Source organism: Mesorhizobium sp. P2_E7, from assembly GCF_056403855.1.
Map to the genome: position 1 here is coordinate 3131601 of NZ_JBFUER010000001.1, position 19533 is coordinate 3151133.

Here is a 19533-nt window from a genome sequence, read left to right on the forward strand (position 1 = left end):
GACGGCCTTTGGTTCCGCCGCCTTCCTACATTACGAGGGCGGCGGAACATTTTTGCAGTAGCCCTATGGCGCCCCAGGACGGATGAAGATGATGAACAACGCCGAAGTTTCGCCAGCCCTCGGTACCCGCGTTGCCTCTCTCAGAGCCAGGATGCGCAGCGCGCGCATCACAGAAGCTGATATGAAGGTCTTTCAGAAGGTCGCAACCATTATGGGAGGCGATAGCGGAAGCATTGACAGTGATGACCTCATTGCAGCTTCGTTCCTTGTCGACTGCAAGCAGGACAACCTCTAATCATGCATACTAGTCGCCGGATCGGCGCGGCCGGAAGAGCTTGATCTCAACCGGGACATCCGGAATCAGGCTCATGCTGGTCCAGTCAAACTCGGCGCCCAGGTTTTTGGTGCAACAAACATGTCAACTAGGCGTTCCGGTGGATCGCAGGAGTAATCGATATGGCCGACGACAAGAGCAAGCGGGATTCTCGCGATCGGGACCGTGTTTCAGCCGAGGACGATTATGAGGTTCAGTATTTCGCCAAAAAGGCCGGGATCACGCCCCAGCAGGTGAAGGACCTGATGCCAAGCACTGGAACAATCGCGCGACGCTGGAGCGGGAAGCGAAGGCAATGGGGAAGCGATAGGTAAGCCAGCATGCCAGCATACCAAGTGGAAGAGTGGCATGGAGACGAGCTTGTCTCGTCTCATGCCACAGACGCCGATGATCCGGTATCAGCGGTAGAGAAAGTCACTGGGCAACGGGTGTCGCCTCGATCTCTTCACGAACGGTGGTTTCGTGTGGTCGATGAGGAGGCGAGAAGCGCGCAGGAATTCAGTCTTGCGGACGATGAAAATAATGCCTGAGGCCCCGCTCCTGTAGTCGGTTGCCCCCGGTCTGTATGAACGGGACGGAGCGGCAAAGCCTTTGTTAGATCATGACAAAATGCTAAAGTTAGCGATGTCCGATTTGACGACACCGCTGATCCGAAAGCTCGAAAGCCTAGGTCGTCTTTCATCAGATGATCGCGAGAGCGTCGAAGCGATGGTGCTTGTGGGTAAGGAGTTGAGGCCCGGCGAGCAGGTCGCGCTAGAAGGAGACGAACCGAGCCACTGTTGCCTGGTGGTTGAGGGGCTCCTGCGACGGTACAGCGTTTTAAGCAACGGCAACCTGCAAACGCTCTCAATCCATGTCCCCGGCGATATACCTGATCTCCAAGGCTTGCATCTAAGGATTATGGATCACACACTCGCGTCGATCGGTAGAAGCAAGATTGCACTGATCGCACACCGCGACATTCTCAATGTTCTGCGTAAATCACCTCGCCTGGCCAATCTCTTTTGGCGCGAAAGTTTAGTTGATGCAGCGGTCGCGCGCGCCTGGGTCAAAGTTTTGGGGGGACAGGATGCTTTCGGCAGGTTAGCCCACCTCGCCTGTGAGCTTTACACGCGCATGGAGGTCATGGGGCTGGTAAAGGACGATTCCTATCCGTTGCCACTAACTCAAGTTCAGCTAGGCGAAACCGTCGGGGCGAGCGTAGTTCACGTAAATCGGATGCTAAAGAAGCTGCGCGCTGACCGCCTTTTAGAGCACAAAGACGGGCGGCTGGTCATCCTAAACTGGGACGCCTTGAGCGAGGTGGCAGACTTCGACCCCGGGTATCTAAACCTGCGAGACCCACTCAATCTGGATTTAACGCCAGCCGCTGGCGGCTAGCATCGCTCCTCCCGAAGTCCTGTTGTGAGGCAAGCGGCGGCCCGCGCCGTGAGGGCAGCGCGGGCCCGACTGTCTTGCGGGACCAGTCGGCAGCGGGACCCATACCGCTGCACCAAACCAACTACGCGGCATTTAAGCAGTTCCTTGAGCAAACAAAAAAGCCCGCCGGTTTGGACCAGCGGGCAAACGGTCTGGAGTAGCCGGAATAAACCGGCGCGAGTTCAACGAACGTTGAAGATGTCGGTTGCAACCTCGCTCTCGTCGCTCTCAAGGGTCCAGCGAGGACGAGTTGTTGCCTGAGCAGCGCGGTACTGGAACACTGCCGCGCCACAAAAGGATGCGCGTGCTTGGTAAATGGAACATTACGCCATGCTAAATAAGCCAACGTGAAAAAGGCCCGCCCGAATGCGGAAACGGGCGGGCAAGTCTTCTGGAGTGCGCCGGGGGCCTGGCCCGGCAAATTGTCAATGAGCGGCGGAAGGTTTGGTTGCGGTGCATTGAAATGAAATGCCCGCGCTCACCTAGGGCGTAGGCGGCGCGGGCTCCCCAGCACGGACCGCTGAAAGGACGGGCTGGGAAACGGCATAACAGCCTCCCTGGAAGGAAGTTCCGGCCATTCGCAAAAAAGCCCGCGGGCGCGAACCGACGGGCCTAATCATGCATACTAGTCGCCGGATCGGCGCGGCCGAAACAGCTTGATCTCAACCGGAACATCCCACCGAGAATTTCACCAGTGGCGGCCCGCACCTCTGGCGAAGGAAGCGCGGGCCCGACCGTCTTGCGGAACCGGCCGGCAGCGGGAGGAGTATGACGTCGCACCGCTGCACTAAACCAACTACGCGGCATCTACTCAGTTCCTTGAGTAATAAAAAAGCCCGCCGGTTTGAACCAGCGGGCAACGCTCTCATGGAAGTGCACCAAGGGGAACAGTGCGACATTAGAATTCTGGACCTGTCGAGATGTTCCGGGCCACTGAGCGGCCCGCTATAAGATCCCAAAACCCGCCGCTCCATTCACGGCAGCGGCGGGTCCAGAAGATGCCGGGGGGTTGATGTGACCCGACGCTAACGAACGGTCGAGACGCTCAGATGTTCCTGCGGCTTCGATCCCCAAGGGTCATGGGTACAAGGCGCGTTCTATGCCGCCGCTCTCCTGCTCGGGCGAAGGGTCGGATGCGCTCTGGCGGCTCGCTGTGGCCTGCCGGCAGCGGTTCTGAACACGTTCCCCCGAAGAATAGATGAGTCCGCGCTGCTTCTCTGCCTCACGGTCAGCCTGTACCTGCAGCAGCGGCTGCCAATCGGCGGCTTGTGGAGAAGAAATCACGGGGAACATATTAGCCATATCGAATGTTGAGTGCTCATGAACAGCCGCAAACAGCTCTCAGCAGATGAATTAAGGGCAGCGCGATCCTTACTGAACTGGTCGCGAGTCCGACTTGGCGCAAAGGCCAATCTTAGCGAAATGACGATCAGCGATTTCGAGAACGGCGTTAGGAAACCGCGGCCCCACAACATCGAGGCGGTGCGCCAGGCGTTTGAGGACGCCGGAATTGTATTCACCGCAGAAGGTTCTCCATCGCTGGCCAACACTGAAGGTGATAGCGGCCTCGACACCGATTCTAGAGGAGGTCGATGCCGCGATTGCTTATCGAAGGAACCAAAAAACGAGCAGTGCGACGGAGGCAAAGAATAGAGTTCCGGCGGCTACCAACACCCCTTTGCTGGCCTCCCGCCGCGGCTGAGGGTCGGGGACGAGCTTTTTAGGATTCGCCTCTTCGTTCATGGGAGCTAAAGTTGCGGCAGCGAATTAGGTTCCGCTAATCCTTGACTGCTCAAGAACCCGCCGCCCCATTCACGGCGGCGGCGGGTCGATCCCGCTTTTTGGGCTGGACCTGCAGCAGGCGAATTTGAGGGAACTGCGCCTGCTGTAAGCACAAACCTTTGACGATCACTTACGTTCCGGATGCATGAGTTCTTGGGACATTGCGCCGATTTCTTCGTCGATCTCTTGGCCCGGAATGCCTTGGATTTCCGCTGCCCGTTTTGCGTCCACAACCATATCTATCACCAGCAGCACCGGGTCAGTGATCGTATCGTCGGGTAAATGGTCCGATACCCAATGGTAGAGAAAATCGCTGCCTCGCCTGCTCATTCCTCCCGAAAATCCTGAAGGGAAGCGTGCCGCAAGTCTGCCTCACCGCGCAGGTGCTTTACCCGGCCGATCAGGCCCGGCTTTACCCATTGGGTGGGCGGCCGCTTCATGCCCTTCGGCGCCGGCCCGGCGTGCTCCTGGACGCGCTTCCAGAGCCGGTCGCGGATTTCCCGGCTAGAGTTGATGAAGGCAGAGCCGACATAGCGGCCGGTGCCATAAGGGCAAAGGCCGGTTGGCCGGGCTCGCGCTCGACGCCGAGCAGGTCGTATTCGCCGATGGTGTAACACTTCGCTTTCAACCAATTGCTCGATTGCCCGCTCCGGTAAACGCTGTCCCTGCGCTTCGAAACCATTCCTTCAAGCCCGGCCTGATCGACAAGATGGAATATTGCCGCGGCATCGCCTGGGAGGGACTGGCTGAATTGGATGCGGCGACCCTCTGGGATCATTGCTGCTGGTATCAGGCGCCAGTCCTCCAGCGGCATATCTTGGTCGCCAGCACGGATCGCTGAAAGCACACGCTGGCAGAGCCTAACAGTCTGTCCGAACCTGATGCGCAAAGTTTGACTATCTGCAGCCCTCGTTTTCTTATTCCTGGCCGTCGCGGCGGGGCTCTGAAAGTGGCCGCACTCTTCACCTCAACAGCGCCCAGGACCAATACGCACCAATCACCATTTGCACGGCGAACGCAGAGAACCTGAGACTGACCGCGATCTGGGTCGTGGAGAGGAGGTGAATTATCGACTGCACTATCCGCGCGCCTAACAGTGTAGAGGCCAGCGGATCAGTGACATCTGTCTTTGAAAGAATGATCGCGACTCCGAGCAGGCCTCCGAAGATTGGAAGCCCTTCAATGCAGTTGGCGTGGGCACGGGCCAACCTCTGCATGAAGGGGGAAAGAGCTGCGTTGTCTGGCGTAAAGCCGTTTGCTGCGACCTGTCCAGAAATCACCAGATACGTCCGGATCACTTCCATCACGATCAGCAGCCCCAGTGCCCACGAGATGAATCCAGTCAATGCAAAAGCAGTCGCCGACATGTGCCGTCCCCGTTGCTAGCAGTCTCGGTCGTTGTGGCTCGAGCAACTAGTCTAACGCTATGCGGTGGTGGAGGCCAATGGCACACTAAAGGCGCATTGCTGACCGACAGCTTTAGGCCGGAAGCGGACTGGCAGCTTCAGGCTGTGAGTCTTCGTGAGCGGACATAAATGGGCGGCGTGGGCATTGTCAGGATCTGACCCGATCCGGACCTTCGTTTCATGACGTTCTACGGACTCGAATCAGCCTTTCGGATTGCATATCGTCGACTAGGAAGGTCATTCGTCGCGCCAGTATGGGTGGGAACAGCTGAATTGGCGCGAGCCAACCAGACGGCGTTTGGCGCCCAATGTCGTTCCTTGGACCTGCGGATCATTCGCGGTCATATCGGGTACGACAGTGTAATCCTGGTCGACAAGCTGCAGTTTCAGCTCTGCCAAGTGGCGCCTGAATCCGTTTTCGATGTAGCTGCGAGGATACCGCCATCCGTTCCTGCATGCTCGCACGAGGATGTCGGAATACAGTTCAGCGCTGGCAGCTTTCACCGCTGCTTCGGAAATCAGTTTGCCGTTAGTTTGGGTGCCTTCGGACAAGCATGGCCCCGCCGACACCGACAGCACCAGTATTGCGGTCAAGACAGACAACTTTGTCATGGAGGCCCTCCGTGTTCTGAATCGACCAGGCCTGCCAAGCGAGCTGACCCTGTCGACCTGCGGAGGCTAGGATGCTGACCCGTCGGATGGAATCGTGCAAATGCAGTGTTTTCGATGTCGCATCTGTAGTATTTTCACCCTGATGTAAGGTCATCGGGTTCTGGCCACAGGTCGGCAGCGGAAGGGAAACCGGAACGATGTTTCGCGCCGTAGGCAATCCTCTCGCCGGCTTGTCGGATCGGGAGTTGCTGGTCGCGGCAAAGTTCGCGGAGGGAATGACTTATCGCGAAATCGGCGAAACACTCTTCATAGCGCCTACCACCGTTCGGACCCATCTTTCGGCCATTTATCGGAAGCTCGATGTTCGCAGCAAAGTGGCGCTTGCTGGGTTACTTGCCGATCACCGCCAGCAGGACCGCAGCCAGGCACCACCCGGAAGCCTTTCGACCGACGAGTCGGGTCCGCCGGTCCTCGCAGTTCTTCCGTTCGACAATCTAAGCGGAGAGGAACACTGGACTCGTATCGCTGACGGTTTGTCGGCGGACCTCATAGTTGATCTCGCCCGTTACCGGGACCTTGCGGTGATCGCCCGCCAAACAATGCTTTCTTACAAGGGACGGCGTGTTGACGTGCGAGCCCTCGGACGAGAGTTGAATGCCGATTATGTGATCGAGGGAAGTTTTCAAGTGGACGGGCAGCGGGTGCGCATCCGCGTCCAACTCGTCGACGCCCACACCGGGGTCGATGTTTGGACGGTGCGTTACGATCGTTCGGCGAACAACCTGTTTGCGATGTTGGACAGCGTGACCGAAAACGTCATCAATGTCCTTGCAACTGGCCACGGTCAGCTCGCCAATCTGCGACGCGATGCGGCTCGTCGGAAGCCTCCAGCAAGTTTGCAGGCCTATGACTGCTATCTGCTTGGACTTGAGCAGAAGCACCTTTTCACCCGTGAGTCGAACAAGGAGGCGATACGGCTACTGGCGCGTGCGATCGAACTCGACCCGGGTCTAGCAAGAGCCTGGGCCGCGCTGGCAACTTCGCATGCTGTGGATGCTATCAACGGGTTTACCGACAACGTTTCCGGCTCGATCGAGAGCTGGAGCAAATGTGTCAAGCAAGCGCTGGCGCTCGATCCGGCCGACATTTACGCCCGCATAATGCTTGCCGATCTTCGGGCATTGCAGGGCGATGTCGAAGCTGCTGTCGAAGAACATGAACGAGTGTTGGCGGCTGCTCCAAATGACGCTGACTCACTTGCCTTTCTTGCGGGTAGCCTTGCTCTTGTTGGTAGCGACCCGAAGCGGGGATACGAACTGGCCAAGCGAGCGGTCCGGCTAAATCCTCATGTTCCCTGGTATTATGGAATGCTTGCGCGATGTAGCTACGTTCAAGGCCTTTATCGGGAATCGCTGGTCGCGCTACGTCAATCTGCGCCAGATTCGCCCGCCACACTTCTGTTTCTGGCAATGGCTCATGCGATGCTCAATGAAACGCCTCAGGTCGCCAGGATCAATTCGCGACTGAAGTACGAGTTCCCGGACTTCACACCCGAAGTGTTTATCAGCACCTATCCGGTTACCAATCCTGTCGCCATTGCTGCGATCAGAGAAGGCGCCCGTCGCGCGGGTTTGGCGTAGCTCATTCCTGGTCAACACTGGACGCGTGGTAGCTCGCTCGGGCCTAGGTCCTATATCGTTGCCACAAGCGGCGAATGTCCGCTGGTGGCGCGACTACGACCTACAGCATGGCCATCCATGACGTCTGCTTCTGGGCGCAGACGAGTTCATCTTTATGGCCGACTTGAGGCGCAGAGCGAAATATCGGCATCGCGTCGCAGCGAGATTCAATCGCGGCTCAGAGCTCGCCGGAGAGCACTGAAACGAATGCGATATTGCGCCGGCGTCAGCCCGACCTTGCGGCGGAAGAGACGCCCGAAAAAACTCGCATCCTCGTAACCGACTTCATTGGCCACTGCTTCGACAGGGAGATCGCCCGTCTCCAGCAGCTGCTTGGCCTGCTCGAGCCGGAGCGCGTGGATGTAGTCGATTGCCTTCATTTCCGTGGCCTTGGCGAAGCGGCGCACGAAGGAGCGCTCGGACAGGCCTGACAGCTTGGTCATTGCGGCGACGGGCGCGGGCGTCCGGTAGTTGCGTTCGGCCCATTTCTGGCAGCGGTTGATCACCCCGTCGTCGGTCTGGCGAAACCGCATCAGCGCGGCGAAGGGCTGCTGGCCCATATCGTGCCACTGCAGCATGTAGACCTTGGCGACCTCCATCGCCTCCCTGAGGCTGACGAAGCGCGCGATCAGATAGAGGGCAAGATCCTGCCAACTCGAGCCGCCCCCGGCCATGACGATTCGCTGGGCCTCGCCGCTGAGCACGAGCGACTGGCCCGGCTTCACCTTAACGCCGGGATAGTTGTTCGTGAGCGTCTCGACATAGCCCCAGTGAATGGTGGCCTCGCGATTGTCGAGCAGCCCGGCCTCGCCGAGCAGCACCGCGCCAGAACATGCGCTGGCCAGCATGGCGCCGTCGTCATGCGCTCGCTTCAGCCAGGCGGCTTCGGCATCATACTGTCCGGCAACGCTTTCGCCCGGATTGACGAAGAAATCTGGAATACAGACGATGTCGGGGTGCGGGCAATCGGCAAGGCCGTGGTCTGGGCGCACCCAGATGCCGTTTGCCGCGCGAAACGGGCTGCCGTCCCCGGCAACCACATAGGGCCGCATGCGCGGCGTGCCTGCGGCTCCGCTGGTGATGAACAGGAAATCCCTGCCGGGCGAGGAAAACAAGTCGAACATGCCGTAGATCGTGGAGGCGGTAGCCTCCGGAGCGGCAAGGATCGCTACATTCAATGGTCTGGTCTGTTCAATCATGGCAGAAATGACCGCCTTCCAGCATTTTCGACTTTAGCGGCCGTGCCCGTGCCGCGCTAGCGTGTGTGCGTGCGTGCGTGCGTGAAACGAGGAGACCGCCCCATGGCCGCCACCGCTACCCTTGCACCATCGAGCATCGAAAGCTTCCGTTCCATCTTGCAAGGCGAGATGCTGGAGCCGTCAAACTCATCCTACGACACGACGCGAACCGTCTGGAACGGCATGATTGACCGCCGTCCTGCCCTCATCGCGCGCTGCCGGAATGCCGCCGATGTCGTGGCGTCGGTGAATTTTGCGCGCGAAAACGGGCTGGTGATCGCGATCCGCTCGGGCGGCCATAATGTTGCAGGCTACGCCGTCTGCGACGGCGGGCTGATGATCGACATGTCGCTTATGCAGGGCATACAGGTCGCGCCCGACCTCGACCGTGCCTTCGTCGAGGGCGGTGCCACCTGGGCCGATGTCGATGCGGCCACCACCCCGCTTGGCCGCGCTACGCCGGGCGGTCTCATCTCGGCGACGGGCGTTGCCGGCCTGACGCTTTCTGGCGGCATCGGCTGGCTGCGCGGCAGCCACGGTCTCAGCGTCGACAATCTGCTGGCCGCCGATCTGGTCACCGCCGATGGCAACCTCATCCATGCCGACGCGACGCAGAACCCGGATCTCTTCTGGGCGCTGCGCGGCGGCGGCGGTAATTTCGGCGTGGTGACGAGCTTCGAGTTCAAGCTGCACCCGATCGAGCCGGAGCTGATGTTGTGCGGTCCGACCTATCCCGAGGAGCGTGCCAACGAGATCATTCCGCTCTGGCGCGACTTCATGCAGACCGCACCCGATCGCCTAAGCGGCCTGGCGGAATTCTCCACGCTGCCGGACGATCCCTCGATCCCCGAGCATGCAAGGGGCCGGCGCGTCCTGGCGCTCGCGCATGTCTATGACGGACCGGCCGACGAGGGCGAGCGCGTCGTGGCGCCGTTGCGCAGCTTTGGGGAACCGCTCGTCGATTTCAGCGGCCGCATGTCGTATCGAACCATCCAGTCGCTCTATGACGGGCTGTTCCCGAAAGGCCGCGACCGCTGCTACTGGAAATCCACCTACCTCTCGCGCCTCGACGACGAGGTCATCGAGGAGATCACCGTGCGGATGGCGAAACGGCCCTCCGAAATGACCTTCACCTCGATCTGGAAGTTCGGCGGTTTCGTTCAGCGCGTTGCAGCCGATGAGACTGCCTTCGGCGACCGCTCCATGCCCTTCATGCTCAGCCTCGACGCCATTTGGCCAAGCGCTGACGAGGACGATGCGAACATCGGCTGGGTTCGCAGCTTCTGGCAGGACATGCAGCGCTACTCGACCGGCCGCCTCTATCTAAACTTCCCCGGTCATGGCGAAGGAGCGGATCTCGTGCGCGACGCCTTGGGAGCCGAGGCCTATGCGAGGCTCGCCAAGATCAAGCACAGATACGATCCGGACAATCTGTTTCGCCTCAACCAGAACATCCTGCCAATGCCCTGACGCACAATCCAAATCCGGCCTACGGTGGCTACTCTCATTTCGGCCAAGGCGGTTTTGATCGCGCTAAGTCGCGAGCGACGCCCGCGTGGTCGCCGTGATGTCCGCTTTCAACAGATCTGCCCGCAACGGCCGATATGAGGCGCATTGCTGACCGACAGCTTTGGGCCGGATGCGGACTGGCAGCTTTTCATCAGCGGATGGTCCAAAGCTGACATTCAAATCGGTGCATACTGAAAGCGATTAGTGACGCGGGGAAAGGATGCTGCTGCACGCTTGAACTCCGGCTTCCAACCGAAACTACTTCGTTGGCACTCCCGCGGCCACCAGGTCGGCCACCTGTCGATCAATCACTGAAGGATTGATATGGAACGTCATATCGCGCCACCGCGTGGCCTTGAGCCACGGCTGCATGGCAAGCGCCTTGAGGACTTCACTGCGTGCATCGACAGTTTTTCCAAGATGGACATCGTTGATGGCACGTAGCAGCGGAACAGTGATCAGGAAGTCTGACGCCTTCGTGATCAGGGCAGCAGATTCGGCGTATTTTTCGATATCCGTCAGGGCATTCGCCTTCATCACGAGATAATAGTCGGCGAAGTTTGGATCGTTCCTGAGCCCGTATTCTGCTCGCTCAATGGCCTTGTCTGTCAGGCCACTGAAGCGGGCTGCCGATGAAAGGTCGCCGATCAGAAACGCATCTCCCGGCGAAAGCGCGATCACCTCGTCGGACCTACGCAGAGACAGATCGAAGTTGCCCTCATGAGCGCTGACGTAGACGGATGACCACAAACAGCTTTTCCGTGCGTCAGGCCCAAGGTTAGCCCGCGGAAGAATCTTTGCTTCCAGTTCAGACGCCATGCGCCAATGCTCTTCAGGCTTATTGTCAAAAGCGAGGTTAGCCGCCAAGACGTGATCCCAGGCCAGTCCGCACGATAACAGCGACGAATCGGGAAATTTGGCCAAGCCCTCAAGAATTATGTTCGTCGCCTTCACCAAGCTCTCGGGCGTAAACTGCCCAAAGAAGAAATTGGATCGAAGGAAGAAGTCGTACTCTTCAAGATCCGGTGTGTCCTTTTCCCAGACCTTCTTGTATTCGATGTCGTACATTTTTCCGCGCTGGCCACCAAGCGTGCCAATGATGCGTTCGATCGCCTCGTCCTCAATCGCAAGGGGATTGCTTCCAGAGCGATCGAACTTTTCCGCCCAGAGATTTTCGCCTGTGCGCGCGTCGATCAGCTGTGCGGTGATGCGCACCCGGTCCGTCTCCTTCCAGACACTGCCCTCGATCACGTAGGCCACGTTCAACTCTTGGCCGATCCGGCGGACATCGGTTGGCTTGTCCTTGTAGAAGAAGCTAGAACTACGCGAGAGCACCTTGAGTTCGGTGACGCCTGCCAGCATCGAGATCAAATTGTCTGTCATGCCGTCGCTAAAATAATCTAGCGTCGTGTCGCCGCTCATGTTCTTGAACGGCAAAACCGCCACGGTCGGGATGCCACCTTGGCCTATCTCGCGCTTTGTTCCATAGAACTGCCACCACGCCAGGACCGCTGTGACTGTTAAGACCAGCACTAGGAAGGTCGCCACGACTGGCAGCCATGAGCGGCTGCGGCTCGCGCGCATGAGCTTGGCCTTGCCGTCGGTCGTGACACGGTATGCCTCAACCGGCTCCGCGATGTTCTTGACCTTCTGCAGGCCCATCGACTGAAAGCCGAAAGCCAGCTTCTTCTCAACCTCGCGCGCGACCTTCGCAGACACCCAGATACCGCCAGGCTCAGCAAGTTGTTCGAGGCGCGCCGCGATATTTACGCCCTCGCCAAACCGATCGTCACCCTCGACAATCACCTCGCCAAGATTGACGCCGATGCGCACTTCCACGCGCTGCTCTTTCGGCAACGAGGTGTTTCGCTCGGCCAGCCCACGTTGCAACGAAACCGCACATTCCATCGCCTCGACGACCGAAGAAAACTCCGCCAGCAGACCGTCGCCCATCAGCTTGAAGATAGTGCCATGATGACGTGCTACTGTCGGCTCGAAAAGTTCCTTATGACCGGCGCGCACCCGTTCATGCGTACCCGCCTCGTCACGCTCCATCATGGCAGAATATCCGACGACGTCAGCAGCAAGGATGGCGGCGAGCTTGCGGTCCATTGCGGAGCACTCTGTCGGCAGCCAACCTCGGAGGCGAGGTGGCAAAACCCTCCCGGGTTCCGATCAGTTTCGCCTATTAGTACCTTACCCGCAAGCGGCTGCCGGTTGTGGACTTGATTGGGCCGTAGAACGTAGATGAGGTAGTCGCGGAAGCGGTGGCTAAGACGTGGCGGCGATGTTCGAACCTCTCGCGGCTGGCTGTCCCCCGATAGGGTGAAGAACGGGCTCACGATTGACACCGGGCCGAGGCATCGAACAGTATATCGTTTTCGACGTATCCGTGGAAATAGACGACAATTTCGATCGTCGCAAAAGGATGTGGGCAAGTGCGCGTGCCACCCGCAACTGCTCGCGGCGCTGATCCGCAACCGGGCACCCGATGTCCGGCGAGTGGTATTCGGGACGGGGCCGCTACCGGTGTGGTTCTACCACGCGCTGACGGCAGAGGAACTGCCGGCGATTTGTATCGATGCGCGGCACGTCATGGCCGCACTCGATATGGCCGCGAGCAGACGCCGATCAGTTGCTTCAAATAGTAAACAACATCCAGAGTTGCACCAACCCAATCAAGACGAGAAGACCTACCGTCAGCGCAGCGAACAGATCTATTGGGATCTCGGCGACGTACCTCGCGTGGTGGGTTCCCAGTTTCGCCTCGGCATAGTCTTGGTTGATTGCCTTGATTTCCTGGAGAATTGACCTTCCTGCGAGAGAGCCAAAACAGGATATGTTGAAAACGGACAAGGCTAGCGCCAGCTTTGCTGAAGCTGGCGCTGTGTGAGCGAAGCTGAATATCAAAAATACGTTCACAGCCGTGACCGCGAACGCTATGCCCATTACCGTCATATAGTGCCCAAGCCGAGCATTCGACAATGCGACTTGCTGGTCTCTATTGAGGTTTTCATGGTCGGCATTTGCAATCATACCAAATGTCCTCCGATCAACCGCCAGCATCTGGGTTCATGGTACTCCTATTGTCACGACCTGCAACGCACAGCAGATAAATAAAAGGCGCGCGGCGTGAGTTGCTAAGCTGGCGTCACACGCGATCGTAGTGAGACTTACCTCTACCGCAGCGCCGCCCGGGCTTGATGGGGCATCATTGTCGTCCGAATCAAACGATGCGCTATGGGTCAGATTCTCCATGGGAGCGCCACGAACGAGCTTTAATGTCGGCGGAAAGGGGCGGCCTGCCGTCGTCCTGCTACACGGCTTTTTCAACTTTCGTGGCCCCGACATGGAGCGGCTCGTTGCCAGGCGCGAGCGCATCTGAGCTTGCGGCATAGATCATGGCGCGGAAGCTCTCGTTCTTTTCATATCGAGCGGCGACACGCCTGAATTGCCTGAGGTCGCAGAAGAAGTTCTCGGCGAGATGGCGCCACTCATAGCGTCGTAGGTGCCTTTCATTTCCCCGAGTCGGAGTTCCATATATCCCGGTAGAGCTTCCAGGTGCGGTCCTGGCCTTTCTTCCAGACCACCACATATTTCCCGGTCGCATCGACCAGCTTCGAATCCTTGCCGGGTGCCTTGAGAGAGAAACTCCCGGATTCGAACGCAAAATCTCCACTTTCTTGGACATCAAGCGTCGAAAGCGTGAGCCCCGATATGCCCATATCCATCGCGCCCTGCCATAGCTTCTGGATATTCTGGCGGCCGTCGACACGCGCCATATCCGGCGGGAATGCGGCCGCGTCATCCGCGTACTTCGACGCAACTCCGGCCGCGTCCTTGCTGTTATAAGCCTTCACGAACTCGGCATTAGCGGCTTCGATGGCTTCCTTCGCAGACTGGGCCTGGGCAGAACCCATGCACAGTGACGTGAAAACGACGGCTAGCAGACAGTGCTTCAAAGTCATTTCATCCTCCCGCGTTCCGGTTTCTGGATACCAGTTCCTCCAAAGTGGAGATCAATCGCGCGAACGGTCGTGGGCCACACTCTATATTAATTTAACTTGTCCTAATATGCCATCTGAATGCAGGCTACCCTCTGAGTAAAAATTCGGGACTGGTGGCATCATTCACTGATAGGATAACGCACGGCCCAAAGGGGCATTGCTCATCGCGAGAGACGCGACCCGGCTTAGTGTTTGCGATATAGTGGTCGGGCAAAGCCTCCACCGCCTGGGAGGTAGGCACGTGGATGTTCGGGCATGGCTGGTGAGCCTCGGCCTCGGCGAGTATGCCGACGCCTTCGGTAGCCACGACATAGATGAAGAGGTGCTTCCAAGCCTGACGGCCGACGATCTGACGGCACTCGGGATCACGTCGATTGGGCATCGGCGTAAGTTGCTCAGCGGCATTGCGGCCCTGGCCGAAGATCGGATCCGGCCCACCGCGGCTCGGCCGCCGCCTCCACCCTCGGAATCTCGCGCAGAGCGGCGGCAACTCACTGTTATGTTTGTCGACCTCGTCGGCTCGACGGCGCTGGCGACGCGTCTGGATCCCGAGGACCTGCGTGAGATTATTGGAGCGTATCATCGCTGTGTCGCCGATACGGTCGCTCACTTCGGCGGCTTTGTCGCCAAGTACATGGGCGACGGAGTGTTGGTGTATTTCGGCTACCCGCAGGCGCATGAGAACGCCGCCGAGCAAGCGGTGCGTGCCGGCCTTGCTCTCGTCGATGCCGTTAGGCGACTCCCAGAGCCCGAGCCATTGCGGGTTCGTATCGGCATCGGCACCGGACAGGTCGTTGTTGGCGATCTGATCACCGCCGGCGAAGGGCAAGAGCGCGGCGTCGTGGGCGAGACGCCGAACCTCGCCGCCCGCCTGCAAGCTCTTGCCGAACCCGACGCGGTCGTGATCGGGCCGCAAACGCGGCAGTTGGTCGGCGATCTTTTCGAATATCGCGATCTTGGCGCCGTCGCGGTGAAAGGCTTTCCGGAGCCGATCCATCCCTATCAAGTGTTTCGTGAGAGCGCTGTCGAAAGCCGGTTCGAGGCGCTGCATGGGACGACGCCCACGCCGCTAGTCGGGCGTGAGGAGGAGGTCGAGCTGCTGCAGCGCCACTGGCATCGCGCGAAAAGTGGTGAAGGTCGTGTGGTGCTGCTCTCAGGCGAGCCCGGCATCGGAAAGTCGCGCCTCACCGTCACCTTGCAGGAGCGTATCCAGAATGAGCCACACACCCGCTTGCGCTATTTCTGTTCGCCGCACCATCAAGACAGCGCGCTCCACCCGACCATTGCGCAGCTAGAGCGTGCCACCGGGTTGGAGCGCGACGACCCACCTGAGAGGAAGTTGGATAAGCTTGCGGCCCTGCTTGCCCCGGCCTCGCCGGAAGACCTGGCGCTGCTGGCCGAGCTGCTGTCGTTGCCGACCGAAAGCCGTTTCTCGCCTCTCCAACTGACGCCACAGCGTAAGAAAGAGAGGACCTTCGATGCGTTGCTCCGGCAGCTCGAAGACCTGGCGCGACGAGGTCCGGTGTTGATGCTCTTCGAGGATGTGCACTGGATCGACCCCAGCTCGCGCGAGCTGCTCGACCTAGTCATCGAGCGGGTGCCGCGCCTGCCAGTGCTGCTTCTCCTCACGTTTCGCCCCGAGTTTCAACCGCCGTGGACCGGGCAGGCGCACGTAACGGTTCTTGTCCTCAATCGGCTCGACCGTCGTGAAGGCGCCGCGCTGGTCCAGCGGGTCGTCGGCACCGGAGAGCTGCCGAGCGACGTTGTCGCAGAGATCATCGAGCGCACGGATGGGGTGCCACTGTTCGTCGAGGAGCTGACCAAGGCAGTGCTGGAGGGCGGGAACGCCACGGCAGTGCTCTCAAGAGCTGGTGCGACGGCGTTGAACGTTCCCGCCACGCTGCATGCCTCGTTGATGGCGCGGCTCGATCGCCTCGGCTCAGCCGTTAAGGAGGTCGCACAAATCGGCGCAGTTCTCGGTCGGGAGTTCTCCTACGAATTGCTGGCAGCGGTAGCACAGCGAAATGCCGCTGAGCTAAATGGCGCACTGGATCAACTCGTCGGCGCCGGTCTGGTGTTCTGCCGCGGGACTCGGCCACTGGCCACTTACCTCTTCAAGCATGCGCTCGTTCAAGACGCCGCGTATGGCACGCTGCTGCGCGCCAAGCGCCAGCAGCTACATAAGCGTGCCGGAGATGTGTTGGAGGAAAAGTGGCCCCAGATCACCGAAGCACAACCCGAGCTCCTCGCGCACCACCTTCAGGAAGCTGGGGATTGGGCGGGCGCGCTCGATTATTGGCAAAAGGCTGGAGGGGCCGCCGAGGCCAGGGCTGCCACGCGGGAAGCCGTGTCGCACTTTGCCAGCGCTATCGACTGCAGCAGCAGACTTGGTGAGGTGTCCGGCGGCGCCGAACGGATGACACATCTCCACCTTGCGATGGCCAATGCCTTGATGCAGACTGAAGGGTATCGTCCTGAGCGCCTTGGGAAGACGCTTGAGGATGCACGTCTTGCCGCCGCGAACACTGAATCGGCCGAATTGCAATGTGACGTTGCGCTTTCACTCGCTCCATTTTTTTATGCCACTGGGCGCAATCACGATTACCTGACCCTGGCCGAAGAGCAGCTCGCAAACTGTGCCGATCTCCTTCCGACGGCCCATCTGAGTGGTCTTTGGGCTACCAAGGGGAAGGCTCATTATAACCGGGGAGAACAACCGCAGGCAGCGGAAGCTTTGCGGAATGCCTTAGATTTGATTGATCGTGTTGACCCAAGTCGGGGTATTTTGCTCGGCGGTGCGGATCAACGTGTCTCTACCCAGAACTATCTTAGCGAATCGCTGATCATCTTGGGTTTCTTTGATGCTGCAGTCGAAGAGAAAGAGCGCCTAATTCGAAATTTTGACCAGGGCGATAAGCCCTTCGGACTCGCGTGGCGTCTTCTCGGGCATTGCGAATTGTGCGCGCTACTTGGTCAATACGAGGAACTCCTTGAGAACGCTACGAAGATCGTCGAGATTTGCGAACTGCATGGCTACACGAAGCGTCGAAGCAGCGGCATCAGGTGGCGTGGTCATGCCCGCTCACATTTAGGCGAACTGGATGCCGGCATCGATGACGTCCGGGAGAGTTTGGTTCTTTGGCGTGGGCACGGCGTCGTATTTCATACCCCTGAGAAAGCATGCGAACTTTGTGATCTTCTCCTGCGGGCCGGTCGCATCGATGACGCATCGCAAATGCTTGATGATGTCGATACCCTCGTTTTCGATACGGACGAGGCGAGCTACCTAGCAGAATGTATTCGCCTTCGTGGCCAAATCGCCGCTGGTCGAGGTGACCTGACGGGTGCCGCTCACCTATTCGAAACAGCAATTGCCACTGCCCGTCGGCAGCAAGCGAGACTCTTCGAGCTTCGCGCCGCAACGCAACTAGCACCGGTTCTGGCACGTCAAGGTCGTGTCCATGAGGCCGCGACGCGTATGCAAGCGGTGGTCCACACATTTAACACTAGGTATCCAATCGTCGACCTCATCGCGGCACGAAGGGCGCTGGACGCCCTGAGCCGTTGAGGTCGCCCCATCTGCGTCGGCTCAGACAAGCTAGTTTGTGCCGATTAAATGCAACCTTGGCGCGTACCCCACAACGACATCCAGCGCGGCACGGCGCTCACACGTCCACGCCTGCTTTGCGAAACCCCTCGAGCCACAATTCACGGTCTTCGGCCAGCGCGCACATGCCTGCACAATTGCGGGCGAATGCCGGAACGTCGAAACCTGTCGGTGCCTCGTCTAGAATTGTTTTTGCCTCATCGATCCTTCCCAGTTGTGAAAGGCACATCGACTGAAGCAATCTTACATAGAAAGGTGCGCCGTTAATCGTTTTGTAGGTATTAAGGGCCCCTGCAAAGTCACGCATTAGATACTGTACGTCGGCCAAGATGACCGTCCATCCCGGCGGTACGCGTGGCTCAGCCCGACATACACGTTCAATTATTTCCCGTGCGCGATTGTGCTCGCCTGTGAAGGCGAGAACTAGTGCGCGCGTGGCGGCCGTGGAGATGTCACGCGGATTGAGTAAACTTGCACTATCAGAGTATCGTCTTGCATTGTCTCCATCGCCGAGCATTAGGTACGCAGCTGCAACCTGTTCAAGCACGTAGGCGTCTGTCTTGTCGGCAGCGATAGCTCTTTCAGCGTATCCGCGAGATAGTTCGGCGATTTTCATATGAGTGTCACGTGCGGATCCGGTGAATCGTCTATAGCCATAAAGGCCACTCAACATGGCCAACGCTCTCGCATATTGAGGATCAACTTTGATCGCCTGATTCAGGCAGCCTATAGCATCCTCCTCGTCGCCATTTCTCGAAGCCTGCCTGCCGCGCAACCACAAACTATAAGCGGTGGTGCTTGTCGTCGGATTTCGCTGACGAGCTTTGCTTGCTGCTTCATCTAGATTGTAAAAAAGCCGACCAAGAATAGCATCAACGATCTCGTCCTGAACTTGAAATATGTCTTCAATTTTCCGATCGAAATTTTCTGCGAACGCATGAGTCCCAGTTTGAACGTCAATGAGTTGAACTGTAGCACGGACCCTGTTGCCGGCCTGGCGAATGCTTCCCTCGATCACAAAATCAGCCCGAAGCTTGCGGCCTATCTCCGCCACGTTTATGGACTGATCCTTAAACAGAGCTGTCGTGTTACGTGCAATCACTGACAGATGTTGATAGCGGGAAAGCTCCGTGATTATGTCCTCGGTTATTCCATCCGAGAAATAGTCTTGTGCTGGGTCGCCAGACATATTTGCGAACGGCAACACCGCCACCGTCGTACGCTCGTTGCCCCTTAAGAATTGGGCTTCTTGGACTCCTTCTGCGTCGCTGGGCCTAATGCGATAGGCGCGAATTGTCCTAGATATATTCTTGAGGGAGCTTTCCCCAATATCCTCGATTGAAATCTCGAGCTTTCCTTGAATTGCGTCGTACATTTGGCCCGAAATGCAAATACCCCCCGGCTCGGACAGGGTTTCAAGTCGAGCGGCAATGTTAACACCGTCACCGTAGACATCCGACTCGTCCTCTATGATGTCTCCTAGGTTAATGCCTATCCGCAACCTGATCCGGTTAGCATCTGCTAGCGTTTCATTTGCCTTGGCCATGCGGAGCTGAAGTTCAAGTGCACAACTCACCGCATTTACTGCGCTTGCAAATTCGGCCAGGATTCCGTCACCCATGAACTTGACGATTCGACCTGCGTGCTCTCGAACGGCCGGCACCACGATCTCCCTTCGCCGTTCCTTGATCGCATCAAAAGTGCCGAGCTCATCCGCCTCCATGAGGCGGGAGTAACCAACCACGTCGGCCACTAGGATGGCAGCCAAACGGCGCTGCGCAGCATTTCCAACCACTGCCGACCAACCTCTTCGTTCCCATCGCCGCTACCAATCTACAATACGGCGCAAATGTCTGCCAGAAACTTGCCTCAGCACGGTCGAGCAGGTTTTTGGCGCGTGGTTCGCCCTGGACGCCGGAGGCAGCGACCCTGGCGTGCGA

The 19533-nt window shown here is 58.6% G+C and carries 15 protein-coding genes and 2 pseudogenes; 9 read left to right on the top strand and 8 right to left on the bottom strand.

The genetic code is table 11. The features are described 5' to 3' along the window. Positions 1 to 88 precede the first annotated feature (88 nt). The 4 genes from AC1DYC_RS15410 (at position 89) to AC1DYC_RS15425 (ending at position 3406) form a co-directional block, all read left to right on the top strand. Positions 89 to 295, top strand: a complete 207-nt coding sequence (locus tag AC1DYC_RS15410) for a hypothetical protein (RefSeq protein WP_477407547.1) — start codon at positions 89 to 91, stop codon at positions 293 to 295. Positions 296 to 456: 161 nt separating this feature from the next. Beyond that, positions 457 to 648 (top strand): DUF3606 domain-containing protein, encoded by a 192-nt coding sequence (locus tag AC1DYC_RS15415; RefSeq protein WP_477407549.1) that lies wholly within the window; start codon positions 457 to 459, stop codon positions 646 to 648. Positions 649 to 958: 310 nt separating this feature from the next. Continuing rightward, on the top strand, positions 959 to 1714 hold the full coding sequence (locus AC1DYC_RS15420) for a Crp/Fnr family transcriptional regulator (RefSeq protein ID WP_477407551.1): 756 nt from the start codon (positions 959 to 961) through the stop codon (positions 1712 to 1714). A gap of 1359 nt (positions 1715 to 3073) precedes the next feature. Then, positions 3074 to 3406 (top strand): helix-turn-helix domain-containing protein, encoded by a 333-nt coding sequence (locus tag AC1DYC_RS15425; protein ID WP_477407553.1) that lies wholly within the window; start codon positions 3074 to 3076, stop codon positions 3404 to 3406. Between the two features lie 255 nt (positions 3407 to 3661). Here the strand turns inward: AC1DYC_RS15425 and AC1DYC_RS15430 are convergent, their stop codons facing one another. After that, positions 3662 to 3865 (bottom strand): hypothetical protein, encoded by a 204-nt coding sequence (locus AC1DYC_RS15430; RefSeq protein WP_477407555.1) that lies wholly within the window; start codon positions 3863 to 3865, stop codon positions 3662 to 3664. 232 nt (positions 3866 to 4097) lie between these two features. On the opposite strand from AC1DYC_RS15430, the gene AC1DYC_RS15435 reads away from it, so the two are divergent. Then, on the top strand, positions 4098 to 4376 hold the full coding sequence (locus tag AC1DYC_RS15435; RefSeq protein WP_477407557.1) for a hypothetical protein: 279 nt from the start codon (positions 4098 to 4100) through the stop codon (positions 4374 to 4376). Positions 4377 to 4497: 121 nt separating this feature from the next. Here the strand turns inward: AC1DYC_RS15435 and AC1DYC_RS15440 are convergent, their stop codons facing one another. Both AC1DYC_RS15440 and AC1DYC_RS15445 read right to left on the bottom strand, forming a co-directional pair. Next, positions 4498 to 4902 carry an MAPEG family protein gene (locus AC1DYC_RS15440; RefSeq protein ID WP_477407559.1) on the bottom strand — a complete coding sequence of 135 codons (405 nt, stop codon included), beginning with the start codon at positions 4900 to 4902 and terminating at the stop codon, positions 4498 to 4500. Between the two features lie 276 nt (positions 4903 to 5178). Further along, on the bottom strand, positions 5179 to 5553 hold the full coding sequence (locus tag AC1DYC_RS15445) for a hypothetical protein (RefSeq protein WP_477407561.1): 375 nt from the start codon (positions 5551 to 5553) through the stop codon (positions 5179 to 5181). A 197-nt stretch (positions 5554 to 5750) separates the two neighbouring features. Between AC1DYC_RS15445 and AC1DYC_RS15450 the strand changes: the two genes are divergently transcribed. Next, the gene (locus AC1DYC_RS15450; protein ID WP_477407563.1) at positions 5751 to 7193 is read left to right on the top strand and encodes a LuxR C-terminal-related transcriptional regulator; all 1443 of its coding nucleotides are present in this window, start codon (positions 5751 to 5753) and stop codon (positions 7191 to 7193) included. Positions 7194 to 7399: 206 nt separating this feature from the next. Here AC1DYC_RS15450 and AC1DYC_RS15455 read toward each other — a convergent pair whose 3' ends face one another. Further along, a complete protein-coding gene (locus AC1DYC_RS15455) occupies positions 7400 to 8431 on the bottom strand; it encodes a GlxA family transcriptional regulator (protein ID WP_477407565.1) in 1032 nt (343 codons plus the stop codon). A 102-nt stretch (positions 8432 to 8533) separates the two neighbouring features. Here AC1DYC_RS15455 and AC1DYC_RS15460 point away from each other — a divergent pair, with 102 nt between their 5' ends. Then, positions 8534 to 9940 carry an FAD-binding oxidoreductase gene (locus tag AC1DYC_RS15460; protein ID WP_477407567.1) on the top strand — a complete coding sequence of 469 codons (1407 nt, stop codon included), beginning with the start codon at positions 8534 to 8536 and terminating at the stop codon, positions 9938 to 9940. A 297-nt stretch (positions 9941 to 10237) separates the two neighbouring features. Here the strand turns inward: AC1DYC_RS15460 and AC1DYC_RS15465 are convergent, their stop codons facing one another. Beyond that, the gene (locus AC1DYC_RS15465; protein ID WP_477407569.1) at positions 10238 to 12091 is read right to left on the bottom strand and encodes an adenylate/guanylate cyclase domain-containing protein; all 1854 of its coding nucleotides are present in this window, start codon (positions 12089 to 12091) and stop codon (positions 10238 to 10240) included. Positions 12092 to 12367: 276 nt separating this feature from the next. On the opposite strand from AC1DYC_RS15465, the pseudogene AC1DYC_RS15470 reads away from it, so the two are divergent. After that, positions 12368 to 12604, top strand: a pseudogene (locus tag AC1DYC_RS15470) (IS110 family transposase); the annotation flags it as partial. Between the two features lie 691 nt (positions 12605 to 13295). Here the strand turns inward: AC1DYC_RS15470 and AC1DYC_RS15475 are convergent. Together AC1DYC_RS15475 and AC1DYC_RS15480 are read right to left on the bottom strand one after the other, a co-directional pair. Then, a pseudogene (locus tag AC1DYC_RS15475) lies at positions 13296 to 13478 on the bottom strand (hypothetical protein); the annotation flags it as partial. Between the two features lie 16 nt (positions 13479 to 13494). Next, on the bottom strand, positions 13495 to 13947 hold the full coding sequence (locus tag AC1DYC_RS15480; protein ID WP_337108348.1) for a YybH family protein: 453 nt from the start codon (positions 13945 to 13947) through the stop codon (positions 13495 to 13497). Positions 13948 to 14227: 280 nt separating this feature from the next. Between AC1DYC_RS15480 and AC1DYC_RS15485 the strand changes: the two genes are divergently transcribed. Continuing rightward, positions 14228 to 17554 carry an AAA family ATPase gene (locus AC1DYC_RS15485; protein WP_477407572.1) on the top strand — a complete coding sequence of 1109 codons (3327 nt, stop codon included), beginning with the start codon at positions 14228 to 14230 and terminating at the stop codon, positions 17552 to 17554. A gap of 97 nt (positions 17555 to 17651) precedes the next feature. On the opposite strand, the gene AC1DYC_RS15490 is transcribed toward AC1DYC_RS15485, so the two are convergent. Next, complete coding sequence (locus AC1DYC_RS15490; protein ID WP_477407574.1) at positions 17652 to 19361, bottom strand: adenylate/guanylate cyclase domain-containing protein; 1710 nt, start codon at positions 19359 to 19361, stop codon at positions 17652 to 17654. Positions 19362 to 19533: the final 172 nt, after the last annotated feature.

What these genes read in the sequence shown, in the direction of transcription:
- AC1DYC_RS15420 (WP_477407551.1), top strand. Translation starts at nt 959, where the DNA reads ATGTCCGATTTGACGACACCGCTGATCCGAAAGCTCGAAAGCCTAGGT.
- AC1DYC_RS15455 (WP_477407565.1), bottom strand. Translation starts at nt 8,431, where the DNA reads ATGATTGAACAGACCAGACCATTGAATGTAGCGATCCTTGCCGCTCCG.
- AC1DYC_RS15450 (WP_477407563.1), top strand. Translation starts at nt 5,751, where the DNA reads ATGTTTCGCGCCGTAGGCAATCCTCTCGCCGGCTTGTCGGATCGGGAG.
- AC1DYC_RS15460 (WP_477407567.1), top strand. Translation starts at nt 8,534, where the DNA reads ATGGCCGCCACCGCTACCCTTGCACCATCGAGCATCGAAAGCTTCCGT.
- AC1DYC_RS15480 (WP_337108348.1), bottom strand. Translation starts at nt 13,947, where the DNA reads ATGACTTTGAAGCACTGTCTGCTAGCCGTCGTTTTCACGTCACTGTGC.
- AC1DYC_RS15425 (WP_477407553.1), top strand. Translation starts at nt 3,074, where the DNA reads ATGAACAGCCGCAAACAGCTCTCAGCAGATGAATTAAGGGCAGCGCGA.
- AC1DYC_RS15430 (WP_477407555.1), bottom strand. Translation starts at nt 3,865, where the DNA reads ATGAGCAGGCGAGGCAGCGATTTTCTCTACCATTGGGTATCGGACCAT.
- AC1DYC_RS15465 (WP_477407569.1), bottom strand. Translation starts at nt 12,091, where the DNA reads ATGGACCGCAAGCTCGCCGCCATCCTTGCTGCTGACGTCGTCGGATAT.
- AC1DYC_RS15410 (WP_477407547.1), top strand. Translation starts at nt 89, where the DNA reads ATGATGAACAACGCCGAAGTTTCGCCAGCCCTCGGTACCCGCGTTGCC.
- AC1DYC_RS15445 (WP_477407561.1), bottom strand. Translation starts at nt 5,553, where the DNA reads ATGACAAAGTTGTCTGTCTTGACCGCAATACTGGTGCTGTCGGTGTCG.
- AC1DYC_RS15415 (WP_477407549.1), top strand. Translation starts at nt 457, where the DNA reads ATGGCCGACGACAAGAGCAAGCGGGATTCTCGCGATCGGGACCGTGTT.
- AC1DYC_RS15440 (WP_477407559.1), bottom strand. Translation starts at nt 4,902, where the DNA reads ATGTCGGCGACTGCTTTTGCATTGACTGGATTCATCTCGTGGGCACTG.